This is a genomic window from Jatrophihabitans sp. (assembly GCF_035474675.1).
In the GTDB taxonomy this organism is placed as follows: Bacteria; Actinomycetota; Actinomycetes; order Mycobacteriales; family Jatrophihabitantaceae; genus Jatrophihabitans_A.
In genome coordinates this window covers 17,631-31,039 of sequence record NZ_DATINC010000018.1, presented here as the reverse complement: position 1 = coordinate 31,039, position 13,409 = coordinate 17,631, and the positions used below count along the sequence as shown (strand labels likewise).

Genomic DNA, 13,409 nt, shown 5'->3' with positions numbered 1-13,409 from the left:
TGGGCGGCGAAATCCCCACTTCGGCCGTGCGAAGCACCGCGGGCTGGCCCTGCCGGACGGAGCCGGCCGCGTCAGAACCGTTAGCTGGAAGTCCGCGCAGACCCCACACGAGTGCCTGCCCGAGCAACTACGCTGGAGCCGAATCGGGCCGGCGGCTGCCGCCGGCCTCGAGTGACTACCCGCTCATGACCGCTTCTCGACAACCTCGAAGGGATTGCAGGCAGTTCCCGGCTGTCGGCCCCTCGGAGCACAGAACGGATTCCGTAGTGACACATGCAGCAGCCCAGGCCGCGGAGCTGGGGGCCGGCTCGGCGGCGCAGAACGGCCACGGCCCGCAGCCGGGAGCCCACGGCGGGACGCAGGCCCCGCCGGCCATTCCGGTCAACGAGGTGGGTCCCGCCGCCCAGCGCATCATCGCCAACATCGAGAAGGTGATCGCCGGCAAGTACGACGTCGTCCGGCTCGGCGTCACCGTCCTGCTGGCCGAGGGCCACCTGCTGATCGAGGACGTGCCCGGCGTCGGCAAGACCACCTTCGCCAAGGCGCTGGCCCGGTCCATCGACTGCTCGGTGCGGCGAATCCAGTTCACCCCCGATCTGCTGCCCAGCGACGTCACCGGGGTGAGCATCTACAACGCCGAGTCCGCCGACTTCGAGTTCAAGCCCGGCCCGGTGTTCGCCAATCTCCTGCTCGGCGACGAGATCAACCGCGCCTCCCCCAAGACCCAGGCGGCGCTGCTGGAGTGCATGGCCGAGCGGCAGGTGACCGTGGACGGCGTGCGGTACGAGTTGCAGTCGCCGTTCCTGGTGCTGGCCACCCAGAACCCGGTCGAGATGGAGGGCACCTACGCCCTGCCCGAGGCGCAGCGGGACCGGTTCACCGCCAAGCTCTCGCTCGGCTACCCGGACCGGACCGCCGAGATCGCCATGCTGAGCGACCAGACCACCACCGACCCGCTGTCGACCCTGCAGCCGGTCTCGGACGCCGGCACCATCCGCTCGCTGATCGAGACGGTGCGCAGCGTGCACGTCGTCGACTCGGTGAAGGACTACGTGGTGACGCTGGCCGAGGCCACCCGCAACCACCCCGAGATCCGGCTCGGCGCCTCGCCGCGCGGCTCGCTGCACCTGCTGCGCACCGCCAAGGCCGCCGCGGCGCTGGCCGGCCGGGACTACGTGCTGCCCGACGACATCCAGCAGCTGGCCGTGCCGGTGCTCGCCCACCGGCTGATCCCGGCAGCCACCGCCACGGTGGCCGGCCGCTCACCGGAGGACCTGCTGGCAGAGATCGTGGCCAAGGTCCCGATTCCGGTGGCCAGTCCCCGCGGCTAGGCAGATAGGTACGCGCACGTGACCACTCGCCCCATCGGCGGCTCCTCGGCGGCTCCCCGGCTGATCGACACCGCCGCGATCGGCACCCAGCGGGTGGCGCTGTCCAGCCGGGGCCGGACCTTCCTGACGGTGGGCCTGATCTCGCTGGCCAGCGGCCTGCTGCTCGGCGTGACGGACCTGGAACGGCTGGGCGTGCTGCTGCTGGTGCTGCCGGTGCCGGCCTGGCTGGCCGTCCGGCAGGCCCGCTCGGGGCTGCGGGTCGGGCACGCGGTGACCCCGTCCCGGATCGTGGTCGGCGAGCAGGCCCAGGTCCGGCTGGTGCTGGGCAACCCGCACAGCTTCGGCACCGGCCCGCTGCGGATCACCGAGACGGTGCCCGGCGGGCGGCCGCTGCGCTTCAGCGTGGCCGGCGTCCGGGGGCGGCAGCGCCGTACGGTGGCCTACCCGCTGCCGACCCTGCGCCGTGGCCACTACACCGTGGGCCCCACCACCGTGATGGCCAGCGACCCGTTCGGCCTGGTCACCGCCGACACCCAGTCCACCGACGTCGGCGAGCTGGTCGTGCGGCCGAAGACCTATCGACTGGCCGACCTGGCACTGCCGATCGCCTGGCGGGACGGGGCGGCCACCCTCAGCCACTCGGTCGGCAGCGGCGGCTCGGACGACGCCTCGGTACGGGAGTACCGGCACGGCGACGACCTGCGCAAGATCCACTGGCGCAGTACCGCCCGGTCCGGTGCGTTCATGGTCCGGCAGGAGGAGCGGCCCTGGCACGGTGAGTCGCTGGTGCTGCTGGACCACCGCTCGCTGGCCTACCCGACGGTGCCGTCCCAACCGGACTCGGCCGCCCTGGAATGGGCCATCTCGGCGGCCGCCAGCATCGCCTGCCACCTGGCCGAACGCGGCCGGCGGGTCGCGGTGGTGACCGGCGACGGGCAGGTGGCCCACGACAGCTCGCCGGCGATCCTGGACATGCTGGCCGACGTCAAGCCCGCCCTGCGGGCCGACCTGGAGCCGCTGACCGCCGCCCTCACCGGCCTCGGCCGGGATGCCGCCGTGTTCGCGGTGCTGGCCGCCAGCCCGAAGAGCTCGGTCAGCGGGCTGCTCACCCAGCCCCGGATGCCCGGCACGGCGGTGGCGGTGCTGCTGCGGCCGTGGACCTGGAACGGCGACACCTCCGACCTGCTGGCCGAGGCCGCCTGGCAGTCCAGCGCCGAAACCCTGCGGGCCGCCGGCTGGCGGGTGGTGCCGGCCGAGGCCGGCGACGACATCGCCGAACTGTGGCCCAGCCTGCTCTCGAGGAGGGTGACCAGCGTCCGATGAGTTCCGCCGACTCCTACCGCGCCGCACCTGACCAGGTCGTGGTGGCCGCCACCGGCACGGTCGCCGCCGGCGTGCTGCTGACCACCCTGCCGTTGCGCTCGATCTTCACCGACTGGGCCTGGCTGATGGTCAGCATCGGCTGCGTGCTGCCCTACCTGGCCGTGGTGGCCCTGTTCCGGATGCGCTCGGCCCCGCGCTGGTGGCACAGCCTGCTGGGACTGGTGGCCTCGGTGCTGATGGTGCTGTGGGTCTTCGTTCCGCAGCACCTGCTGGTGGGGGTGCTGCCCACCCCTACCTCGCTGTCCGACATCGGCGATCTGGTCCGGACGGCGAACACCACCATGCAGCAGGAGAACGCGCCGCTGGCCTCCACCAGCGCGCTGCGGCTGCTGGTCGCCTCCGCGCTGGTGGCGCTGGTGGCCCTGACCGACGTCCTGGCGGTGCAGCTGCGCCGCCCGCTGCTGGCCGCGGCACCCCTGCTGGAGGTGCTGGCGATCGCCTCGGCGACCTCCTCGGAGGCGGCGCACCCGGTCTGGTTCGCCGCCGCGGCCGGCGGGTTCCTGCTCATCCTGCTGTCCGGTACCCGGTTGCAGGACCGGGCCTGGGGCCCCTCGGTGGACGGCTCGGCCGGCCGGCTCGGCGGTGCCCGGCGGATGGCGGTGACCGGCGTGGTGGCCGCGCTGATCGTTCCGCTGCTGCTGCCGTCGGTGTCGGTGAACGTGCTCGCCCGGGCCACCCACCACAACGGCAACGGTTCGGGCTCCGGCAACGGCCAGGTGGTGCTGAGCGGCCTGGCCAAGTTGCGCGGCTCGCTGCAGCGGACCACGCCGGTGCAGCTGTTCCGGGTACAGGCCAGCGCCGGCGTCCCCTACTACGTCCGGCAGGAGGTGGCCGACCAGTACACCACCGAGGGCTGGCAGGCCTCACCCCGCAGGATCGCCGATCCGCTGCTCCCGCTGGGCCAGGGAGTGTTCCCGATCGACCCGGGTGAGCAGAGCGACCCCGGTGCCAAGAAGCCCTCCTACAACGCCACCTTCACCATCCTGGCGCTCGGCGGCAGCACGCTGCCGCTGCTGGCCAACCCGTCCGAGATCAAACCGCCGGACGGCAGCGGCCTGCGCCCGCCCACCGGCAACTGGAACAGCGCCACCGCCAGCGTGGTCAACGCCTCGCTGCGGCGGGGGATGTCCTACACCGAGGCGGTGAGCCAGCCCGACCCCTCGGTGGCCACCCTGCGGGCGGCCCAGCCGTGGAACGTGGACGAGAGCCTGCGCCAGCGCTACCTCGGCCTGCCGGACCTGCCGGCCTCGGTGACCGATCGGGCGCGCGACCTGGTCGCCGGGCTGGACAACGACTACGACAAGGCCAAGGCCATCTCGGACTACTTCAGCAACGGCAAGAACGGCTTCGTCTACTCCCTCGAGACCGCGCCCAAGGACGGCCAGGACGACCTGGTGTCCTTCCTGCAGAACAAGAAGGGCTTCTGCCAGCAGTACGCCGCGGCCGCGGCGGTGCTGATGCGGGTGGCGAACCTGCCCACCCGGGTCGTGGTGGGCTACACCCACCGCCAGCCGGACACCAACGGCGTGTTCACCGTGACCACCTCCGACGCGCACGCCTGGGTCGAGGTGTACTTCTCCACGATCGGCTGGATCCCGTTCGACCCGACCCCGCTGTCCGGTGCGGACGCCGGCCGGCTGGTGCAGCTGCCCTGGGCACGGCATCCGCAGGAGGTTGCCGAGCCGTCCGTTGCCGAGACCGCGAACCGCGGTCCGTCGGGGGCAACCTCGTCGGCGTCCAACCAGGCCGATCAGAACGGCCAGGACGGCGGGAGCTCCCTGCTGTCGGCCAAGGTGGTGGGGATCGCGCTGCTGGTGCTGCTGGTGATCCTGGTGATCCTCGCGCTGGTCTTCGGTCCGCAGTGGGTGCGGCAGCGGCAACGCCGCCGGCGCCTGGACCGGGCCCGCACCACCGGCAATCCCGAGCCGCTCTGGCTGGAGCTGGCGGCCACCGCCATCGACCGGGACGCGCTGTGGCCCAGCACGGTGACCGTCGGGCAGGTGCCCGGGTGGCTGTCCCGGCACGGCGTCGACGACCGTGGCCGGGCCGCGGTCACCGCGGTGGCCGACCGGGTCGAGCAGGACCGATTCAGCGCGCACCGGGTCTCCGAGGTGCCCGCCGACTCGATCGCGGCCCTCGACCAGGCGCTGACCCGGTGGGCCCGGCGTACCGACCGGCGGCTGAGCATGCTGCACCGGTGGTTGCCACGGTCGCTGATCAGCCGGCAGCCGCGCTGGCGGCGCTGAACCTCGGGTTCGGCCGGCTGCGGCTCAACCGGGCGTCGGGCGGGCCTGCCAGGCCGGGAGCACAGCAGCTTGCCCAGGTTTGTCCGGACACTCAGCGGCCCCGGTCCGCTGGCTGGTGACCAGTCAGCAGGCCGGGGCCGGTGAGAAGATCCGGGTCAGCTCTCCTCGAACCGCTTGCGCATCCGGTCTTCCATCTTGGTGCGCAAGGTGTTCGACTTGGCGTTGCGCGCCTGGCCGGCCTGGGCCGCCAGCGAGGCGGAGCCGTTCTGCCGCGGACCCCGCAGCGCACTTGCGGCGGCCACGCACGAGCCCACGATCAGAACAAAACCCAGGACACCCAGCAAGGTCAGGTTGGCCGTCAGCCCGACCAGGACCACAGCGAGCCCCAGCAGGACGCCGACCACCGACAACGCGAGCATGGTGCGCACGCGATTGCGGGGGCGAGCCGACCTGACAGAGGACGCGAATTTCGGGTCCTCCGCGTACAGGGCTTGTTCAATTTCGTCGAGCAGTCTCTGCTCATGCTCGGAGAGCGGCATCATGCCCTCCAATCCCTGTCGCTATGTAGTGAACCGTTACAGACCGTCCATCAGCGCCGTAGCAGCTGTTGGAACACACCATCGAGCATACGAGCCGAAATGTTAGTGCGAAAGTTGTCTACAAGGATTGCTCTGCGTGCCGTGATCATTCGTTATCTCCGGCAGGCGTCCGCCGGCCGGAACGGTCCATCGAGCGGTTGAAACCGCCCACCGCCGTGCCGTCGGCCTGCTTGCCGAGCAGCGACGCCGGTCCCACCACCTGTTTGCCGAATCTGGCGGTCAGCGCGTCGATGACTCTGTCAGCCGAGGTGCTGGCCGAGGTGCCGGCCGAGGTGCTGGCCGGCCGCTGGTCGGAGAAGAGGTCCAGGGCGAGCTGGGTGGCCTCGCCGGCCGGACGCAATTTCTCGGCCTTGACCCCGACCAGCCGGATTCGCGGCCGGTCCAGGGCGAGCGAGCGGTACAGCTTCACCGTCTCGGCGTAGATCACCGTCGCCGCGTCGGTGGGCTCGGCCAGGGTGCGCACCCGGGTCACCGTGGTGAAGTCGGCGAACCTGATCTTGATGCCCACGGTGCGCGCCACCCAGCCGGAGTGCCGCAGCCGCTCGGCCACCTCGCCGGAGCCGCGCAACAGCTCGCGGCACACCTCCTCCTCGGTCAGCAGGTCGGTGTCCAGCGTCCGGTCGGTGGAGATCGACTTCTCCACTGTGTCCGGGTTCACCGCCCGCTCGTCGTGGCCGTTGGCCAGCGCGTGCAGGTGGTCGGCCGAGGCGGCGCCGACCGTCCGGCGCAGGGTGTCCGGGCTGGTGGCGGCCAGCTCCCCCACCGTCCGGATGCCCAGCCGCCGCAGCTCCTCGGCGGTGCGCTGCCCCACCCCCCACAGCGCCGTCACCGGCAGCGGGTGCAGGAAGTCGAGCAGCCCCGCCCGGCTCACCACCCGCAGCCCGTCCGGCTTGCAGCTGCCGGACGCCAGCTTGGCCACCGACTTGACCGGGGCGATGCCCACCGAGCAGGTCAGCTGGTGCTCCTCGGCCACCCGGCGCCGGATCCGGCGGGCGATGTCGGCGGGCCGGCCGAACAGGCCCACCGCCCCGGAGACGTCGAGGAAGGCCTCGTCCAGCGACAACGGCTCGACCAGCGGGGTGATGTCGGTGAAGATCCGCATGATCGCGCTGGAGGCCTCGACGTAGGCCTTGCGGTCCGGCGTCACCACGATCAGCTGCGGGCACAGCCGCAGCGCCTGGCCCATCGGCATCGCGCTGCGCACGCCGTAGACGCGGGCCGGGTAGGAGGCGGCCATCACCACCCCGCGCCCGCCGGTGCCGCCGACCACCACCGGCAGGCCGCGCAGTTCCGGCCGGGCCCGGATCTCGACGCTAGCGAAGAAGGCGTCCATGTCGACGTGCAGGACGTGGCAGCCGGTGTCGTCGCCGTCGATCTCGCCGGAGGACCGGGGCAGGTCCGCGCTTCGCCCCATGACCCGTCTCCGCCCGGCCTAGCCGGCCGCCGGCCGGCGGGCCTGCAGGTGCAGCCGGGCGGCGATGTCGCGGTAGGGCGGCCGGCCGGCGACCGCCGACTCCAGGTCGGCCAGCGTGGCCAGGGCACCGGGACGGTCCAGCTCGATGCCCGGCACCAGGTCGGTGAACACGCCCAGTCCCTCGACCGACCGCACCTCCAGGCCCGCTGCCCGGCACTGGGCGGTCAGCGTTCCCACGGTGTCGTCCGGGCCGGCCGGCCGGGACAGCGCCACCAGCGCACCGGCCAGGTCGCCGGCCAGCGCCCTGGCCAGCACGCCGGCCACCGGGTTGGCCGCCACCACGCTGAGCATCCCACCGGGCCGCAGCACCTCGGCGACCTGGCGCAGCACCAGCACCGGGTCGGGTACGTCCTCGAGCACGTCGTGGGCGAGCACCAGGTCGAAGGCGCCGGCCGGCACCAGGTCGGCGAGGAACTCCGCGTCCCCCTGGACTGCGGTGACCCGGTCGGACACCCCGGCCTCGGCCGCCCGCCGGGTCAGGGTGGCCAGCGCGTCGACGCTGACGTCCACCACGGTGACCACCGCGCCATGGACGGCCAGCGGCACCGCCAGGCCGCCCGAACCACCGCCGCAGTCCAGCACCCGGGGTGCCGTGCGGTCCTGCTGGTGCTCCTGCACGATCCGCCGGAGGCCGGCCCAGAGCAGCGGCGAGCGACCGTGCGGAGGCCAGCCGGGCTCGGCGGAGCCGGCGGGGCCGGCCAGCCGGCTGCCTCCCGCTGCCAGTTCCGCCGCATCGCTAGCCACGAGTACAGACACTAGCCCGGGCCAGAGATCAACTGGCGACTCCGAGCACCAGCCCGCCGACCATCCGCTCGACGATCGCGATGAACTCACCGGCCGCGCGCAGCAGGTCGTCGGCGTCCCGCTCGGAGACCACGCTGGTGACCCCGGCCTCGATGGCGGCCCGGCGCCGGGCGCTGTCGGCGAAGTACAGCGTCCACTCCGACAGCTCCGGGGCCACCGCCTCGAGCAGCACCCAGGCGCTGGTGGGCCGGCGCCGGCTGGCCGACACCGGTCGGGCCCGCAGTGCCAGCACGGCGGCCGCGGCCCGCAGCGCGGCGAGGTGGGCCGACCGGTACTTCTCGGTGGCCCGGGGTTCCAGGACGGCCTCGGCCCAGGTGGTCTTGGCCTGGGACAGCAACGACTCCACGCTGGCCGGCAGCGGACTGGTCATGCCGGGCTCCCCTCGCTGGGCTGGTACGAGCAAGCATTCGAAAGTATGTTCGAACAGTAGCACGGTCCGGGCAGCTGTCCAGTACCCGGAACCGCGAGTCGGGAGGCAACGAAGAAGGCCATACCCGCAGGCTAGAGACACCCTCTGACAACACGGCCTCAGTCGCTGCCGAGCGCCGCCACGGCTCCGATCACCACCACCGCCGGGGCACCTACCCCGGCCCGGCGCACCTCGGCGGCGAGCCCAGCCAGCGTCGAGCGCACCACCCGCTGGCCGGGCAGGGTGGCCTGGTGGATGGCCGCGGCGGGGGTGTCGGCCGGCCGGCCGTGCTCGATCAGCTCGGCGGCGATGCCGGCCAGTCCCTCCATGCCCATCAGCACCACCAGCGTCGCGGGCCCGGTCGCCAGCTCCGCCCAGTTCCAGCCGGCCTCGGCGCGGCCGGGGTCACGGTGCCCCGACACCACCGCGAAGTCGGCGGCCAGGCCTCGGTGGGTCACCGGAATGCCGGCCACCGCCGGAGCCGCGATCGCCGAGGTGATGCCCGGCACCACCTGCACGTCGATCCCCGCGGCCACGCAGGCGGCCATCTCCTCGCCGCCCCGGCCGAACACGAACGGGTCGCCGCCCTTGAGCCGGACCACCCGCCTGCCCTGCCGGGCCCGGTCGACGATCACCGCGTTGATCTCGTCCTGGGTGAGGTTGTGCCGGTGCGCGGACTTGCCGCAGTCGATGATCTCCACCTGCGGGTCCAGGGCGTCCAGCAATGACCGGGGCGCCAGCCGGTCGGTGACCACCACGTCGGCCTCCAGCAGCAACCGGCGGCCCCGGACGGTGATCAGTTCCGGGTCGCCCGGCCCGCCGCCGACCAGCGCGACGCTGCCGGCGCCGGGCGGGCGTACCGGCCGGCTGACCAGCGCACCGGTGTCGAGCGCGGCGGCGATCAGGTCGCGCAGCCCGGCGGCCCGGCGCGGGTCGCGGCCGGCGTTCACCGACACGGTCAGCTCGCCGCGGCGCAGGACGGCCGGCATCCGGGCGGTGCCGGCGTCGGCCTGGTCGGCACGGATGCAGAAGATCCTCCCGGCGGCGGCCTCCTCGGCGACCGCGCTGTTGGTGTCCGGGTCGTCGGTCGCGGCCACCGCCAGCCAGGCCTGCGCCAGGTCGCCGGGCTGGTAGCGCCGGCGCAGCAGCCGCACCCCCGAGAGCTCGGCCAGCTCTCCGACCACCTCGGGGGCAATCACCAGCACGTCGGCGCCGGCCTCGGCGAAGGTCCTTCCCCGGCGGGCTGCCACCGCGCCGCCGCCGACCAGCACGACCCGCCGCCCGAGCAGGTCGAGCAGAATCGGCACACCGGTCACCGGTGCAGTCTCCCCCCACGGCTGGCCGGTCGCGACATCCCCGCCTGGCTGACGCCGTCCGGGCTCGGCGGTCAGGCGCTGAAGTCGCGGGCCAGCGCCGTCAACACCTCGGCACAGGCGTGCACGCTGGCGATCTCCACCCATTCCACCTCGGCATGGGCGCCCTCGCCGCGCGGGCCGAACAGCACGGTCGGGATGCCGGCCGCGGCGAGGAAGGCGGAGTCCGCCCAGTAGCTGAGCCCGGACGGGGTGCGCGGCCGGCCGTCGATGCGGCTGGCGACCTCGGTCAGCATCGTCACGATCGGCTCGTCGGCCCGGGTCTGCAACGGCTGGCGGGCCAGCAGGGTCCGGGTGCGGGTGACCAGGTCGGGCTGGTCGGCAGCACACCGGTCGAGCAGCCGGGCGATGTCGGCCTCCACCTCACCGACGGTCTGGCCGGGCAGGGTGCGGCGCTCCACGGTGAGGGTGCACAGCTCCGGAATGGTGGAGGCCTCGGCCCCGCCGCTGATCAGCGAGGCGTGCAGGCTGCTGGAGCCCAGCAGCGGATGCGGTGGCCGGCGGGCCAGTTCGCGGTCGAACCGGTCGAGCGCCACCAGCACCGGGCCCATCCGGCTGATCGCGTCGATGCCCAGCTGCGGGCGGGAGCCGTGCGCAGCCCGGCCGATCACCTCGATCTCGGTCCAGACGAATCCCTTGTGCGCCACGGCGACATCGGTCTCGGTGGGCTCGGTCACCACGGCGGCGTCGGGCACGATCTGCTCGGCCCGCAACCAGTTCAGGACGGCCTGGACGCCGGTGCTGGAATGCTCCTCGTCGGCGACGGCGGCGACCAGCACCTGACCACCGATCCCGGCCGCGGCGGCCTCCCGGCAGGCCACCAGCGCGGCGGCGAGCCCCGCCTTCATGTCGTAGCTGCCCCGGCCGTGGAGCCGGCCGCCGTCGCGGGTGGCGGCCAGCGGATCGCGCATGGTGCCGTGGCCCACGGTGTCGAGGTGACCGCACAGCAGCAGGGTGCGTCCGTGCCGGCCGGCGCCACCGCGCACCAGCACGCTGGGGCGGCCGTCCGGACCAAAGACCGTCCGGGAGTCCAGACCGCAGCCGGCGGCCCAGTCGCGCACGAACTCCGCGATCGCGTGCTCACCGGCGGCACCCGGCACCAGGCTCGGGTTGACCGAGTCGATGCCGACCAGGTCGGCGGTCAGCGCGACCGCATCCTGGGTACGCGGATCCGTTGTCGGGGTCACCGAGTCGGCCTCACTCGTCGGCGAGCCGGACCAGGGTGGTGGCCAGCACGTCGATCCCCCGGGCGCATGCCTCCGGGGTGGAGTACTCGCGCGGGTTGTGGCTGATGCCGTCGTACTCGCCCCGGACGAAGATCATGGCGGCGGGGCAGATGGCGGCCATCTCCTGGGCGTCGTGGCCGGCGCCGGACAGCAGCGACTGGTGCTCCAGGCCGTGGTCGTCGGCCGCCGCGGCGATCACCTTCTGGATCCGGTCGTCGAAGGGCACGTGCCTGGTCTTGGCCATCCGCCGGGTGTCCACACTGATGCCGGATCCGCCCAGGCTGTCGAGGTAATCGGCGAGATCGGCCTCGGCCCGGGCCATCTGCTCGTCGTCGGGATTGCGCAGGTCGACCGTCAGCTCCGCGCGGGCCGGCACGATGTTGGTCAGGTCGGGGTGCACGGCCAGATGGCCGACGGTGGCGCGCAGGTCGCCGTAGTCGCCGGAGTCGACCATCTCGCGCAGCCGCAGGACGATCCGAGCGGCTGGAATGCCGGCATCGGCACGCAGTTCCGTGGGGGTGGTGCCGGCGTGCGCGGCCCGGCCGGTGATGGTGACCTGCTGCCAGGAGATGCCCTGCACCCCGGTGACCACGCCGACGGTCAGCCCGGCCCGGGCCAGCACCGGGCCCTGCTCGATGTGGCATTCGACGTAGGCGTGCGGCGGGTCGAACCGGGCCGGGCCGTCGCCGGCGAACCCGGTACGCCGCAGCTCCGCGCCCAGCCGAATCCCGTCGCGGTCGGTCAGGTCGTGCGCGACCTCTAGCGGAACCCGGCCGGCAGCCACGGCGCTGCCGAGCATGTCGACGCCGAACCGGACGCCCTCCTCCTCGGTGAACACCACCACCTCGAGCGGTCGCCGGGTGCTGATGCCGCGCTCGTTCAGGGTGCGGACCACTTCCAGGCCGCCCAGCACGCCGAGGCAGCCGTCGAAGGCTCCGGCGGTGGCGACGCTGTCTAGGTGCGAGCCGGTGACGACGGGTGCCGCGCCGGGATCGGTGCCAGCCCGGCGGGCGATGATGTTGCCCATCGGGTCGATCCGGATGTCCAGGCCGGCCTCGGCCAGCCAGCCGATCACCAGCCGGCGCCCGGCGGCGTCGGCGTCGGTCAGGGCCAGCCGGTTGACGCCGCGCAGCCCGGTGCGCTCGTCGTCATAGGCGCCGATCTCGGCCAGTTCCATCAGCGACCGCCACAGCCGGTCGCCGTTGATCGCCAGCACTGATTCGGTCATCGGGGATCTCCAGTGGTTCGTGGTCGAGCTGGTCCTGTCGCGCTTGGGTCGAGTGCTGTCGCGCTCGGGTCGGGCCCTGCCGCGCTCGGGTCGGGTGCCGCGCTCGGGGTTGGCGGTGCTGCTCTCGGTGGACAGCAGTACCACGGTGGCATCGGCGCTGACCTGGAGGTGCGTGCGGAGCTCCGGGCTGCCGAGCGCCAGCCGGGCCGCCGCCAGGGTGGCCGCGCCGCACGGGCCGCTGGGCACTCCGGCGCCGGCCAGGTCACCGGCGGCGGCGACGGCGTCGGGATCGGTCACCGCGACGGCGGCGTCCAGGCCGTTGCGCAGGTAGGGCCAGGCGGCCCCGGACGGGGTTTCGCAGCACAGCCCCGCCATCACGGTCGGTGAGGTGGGAATGCTGGTCAGCGCGTCCTGCCGCAGGCTGGCCAGCACGCAGGCGGCCCGGTCGGGTTCGACGGACAGCAGGGCCGGTGGGCTCTGGATGCCTGGCCGCCGGTAGTGGCCGATCGCGGCCTGGGCCAGCGAGCCGACCCCGACCGGGATCACCAGCAGGTCGGGGGCTATGTCGCCCAACTGCTCGTCCAGCTCGACGAACAGGGTGGTGTAGCCGGCGACGATCCACGCCGGGATCTCTTCATAACCGGGCCAGGCGGTGTCCTGCACCAGCAACGCCCCGGTGCGCTCGGCGTGGGCGACGGCCGCGTCCACCGCCGCGTCGTAGGAGTGCCCGACCGTGGTCACCGTCGCGCCCTCGTCGGCTATCGCGGCAACCGCGACCGGGTGGACGCCGGCCGGCACGAAGATCCGGGCGGCCAGCCCGCGCCGGGCGGCGAGCCGGGCCACCGCCCGGCCGTGGTTGCCGTCGGTGGCGGCCACCAGTGCTGTCACATCCGCGCGGTCGCTCAGCGCGCGCTCGACCGCCCAGGACGCGCCGAGGATCTTGAACGCCGGCAGGCCGAACCGGTTCGACTCGTCCTTGACCAGCACCCGGCCGACGCCGAGCTCGGCGGCCAGTCCCGGCGCCTCGACCAACGGACTCGGCTGGTAGCCGGGCAGGCCGCGGTGGAAGTCGACCGGGCTGGCGTCGAGGGCCGGAGCCCGCCAGGCTCGCGAGGTGCTCGGAGCGAGCCAGGTCGAGGAGTGCAGCGCGGTCACGCTCGTAACGTATGCGGCTGGGTCAGGCCGGTCCAGCGGAATGGGACCCCCGCTGATCCACGGCGGCCGCATGATGACTGATCAGCCCGAATAGTGCCAGTTAGATCATGTACGAATAATTTATCCTCTTAACCCTTGCCTAAGTACGTCTGTCCGATGTTAGATCGGACAGATCCGTCCC

The 13,409-nt window shown here is 73.1% G+C and carries 10 protein-coding genes; 3 read left to right on the top strand and 7 right to left on the bottom strand.

The genetic code is table 11. From position 1 onward, the window contains the following. Positions 1–266: 266 nt before the first annotated feature. From VLJ82_RS01520 to VLJ82_RS01510, 3 genes are read left to right on the top strand one after another with little or no spacing between them, the layout of a single operon-like run. A complete protein-coding gene (locus VLJ82_RS01520; protein WP_408661556.1) occupies positions 267–1,331 on the top strand; it encodes an AAA family ATPase in 1,065 nt (354 codons plus the stop codon). Between the two features lie 18 nt (positions 1,332–1,349). Beyond that, positions 1,350–2,654 carry a DUF58 domain-containing protein gene (locus VLJ82_RS01515; RefSeq protein ID WP_408661555.1) on the top strand — a complete coding sequence of 435 codons (1,305 nt, stop codon included), beginning with the start codon at positions 1,350–1,352 and terminating at the stop codon, positions 2,652–2,654. After that, a complete protein-coding gene (locus VLJ82_RS01510) occupies positions 2,651–4,960 on the top strand; it encodes a DUF3488 and transglutaminase-like domain-containing protein (RefSeq protein ID WP_408661554.1) in 2,310 nt (769 codons plus the stop codon). Before VLJ82_RS01515 ends, VLJ82_RS01510 begins: the two co-directional genes overlap by 4 nt. Before the next feature lie 155 nt (positions 4,961–5,115). On the opposite strand, the gene VLJ82_RS01505 is transcribed toward VLJ82_RS01510, so the two are convergent. The 7 genes from VLJ82_RS01505 to VLJ82_RS01475 all read right to left on the bottom strand — a co-directional run bounded on the left by VLJ82_RS01505 (position 5,116) and on the right by VLJ82_RS01475 (position 13,228). Then, the gene (locus tag VLJ82_RS01505; RefSeq protein WP_408661553.1) at positions 5,116–5,502 is read right to left on the bottom strand and encodes a DUF3040 domain-containing protein; all 387 of its coding nucleotides are present in this window, start codon (positions 5,500–5,502) and stop codon (positions 5,116–5,118) included. A 142-nt stretch (positions 5,503–5,644) separates the two neighbouring features. Further along, positions 5,645–6,973: a DNA polymerase IV gene (dinB, locus tag VLJ82_RS01500; protein ID WP_408661552.1), complete on the bottom strand. Its 1,329-nt coding sequence runs from the start codon at positions 6,971–6,973 to the stop codon at positions 5,645–5,647. A gap of 18 nt (positions 6,974–6,991) precedes the next feature. Further along, positions 6,992–7,777, bottom strand: a complete 786-nt coding sequence (locus VLJ82_RS01495; RefSeq protein ID WP_408661551.1) for a class I SAM-dependent methyltransferase — start codon at positions 7,775–7,777, stop codon at positions 6,992–6,994. Positions 7,778–7,805: 28 nt separating this feature from the next. Further along, positions 7,806–8,207, bottom strand: coding sequence for an SAV_6107 family HEPN domain-containing protein (locus VLJ82_RS01490; protein WP_408661550.1), 402 nt, complete (start codon positions 8,205–8,207; stop codon positions 7,806–7,808). A 158-nt stretch (positions 8,208–8,365) separates the two neighbouring features. Then, a complete protein-coding gene (gene cobA / locus VLJ82_RS01485; RefSeq protein WP_408661549.1) occupies positions 8,366–9,562 on the bottom strand; it encodes a uroporphyrinogen-III C-methyltransferase in 1,197 nt (398 codons plus the stop codon). Between the two features lie 71 nt (positions 9,563–9,633). Continuing rightward, entirely contained in the window at positions 9,634–10,806 is a 1,173-nt protein-coding gene (locus tag VLJ82_RS01480; protein ID WP_408661548.1) for a M20/M25/M40 family metallo-hydrolase, read from the bottom strand. 10 nt (positions 10,807–10,816) lie between these two features. Further along, positions 10,817–13,228 carry a hydantoinase/carbamoylase family amidase gene (locus VLJ82_RS01475; RefSeq protein ID WP_408661547.1) on the bottom strand — a complete coding sequence of 804 codons (2,412 nt, stop codon included), beginning with the start codon at positions 13,226–13,228 and terminating at the stop codon, positions 10,817–10,819. Positions 13,229–13,409: the final 181 nt, after the last annotated feature.

What these genes read in the sequence shown, in the direction of transcription:
- VLJ82_RS01510 (WP_408661554.1), top strand. Translation starts at nt 2,651, where the DNA reads ATGAGTTCCGCCGACTCCTACCGCGCCGCACCTGACCAGGTCGTGGTG.
- dinB (WP_408661552.1), bottom strand. Translation starts at nt 6,973, where the DNA reads ATGGGGCGAAGCGCGGACCTGCCCCGGTCCTCCGGCGAGATCGACGGC.
- VLJ82_RS01490 (WP_408661550.1), bottom strand. Translation starts at nt 8,207, where the DNA reads ATGACCAGTCCGCTGCCGGCCAGCGTGGAGTCGTTGCTGTCCCAGGCC.
- VLJ82_RS01505 (WP_408661553.1), bottom strand. Translation starts at nt 5,502, where the DNA reads ATGATGCCGCTCTCCGAGCATGAGCAGAGACTGCTCGACGAAATTGAA.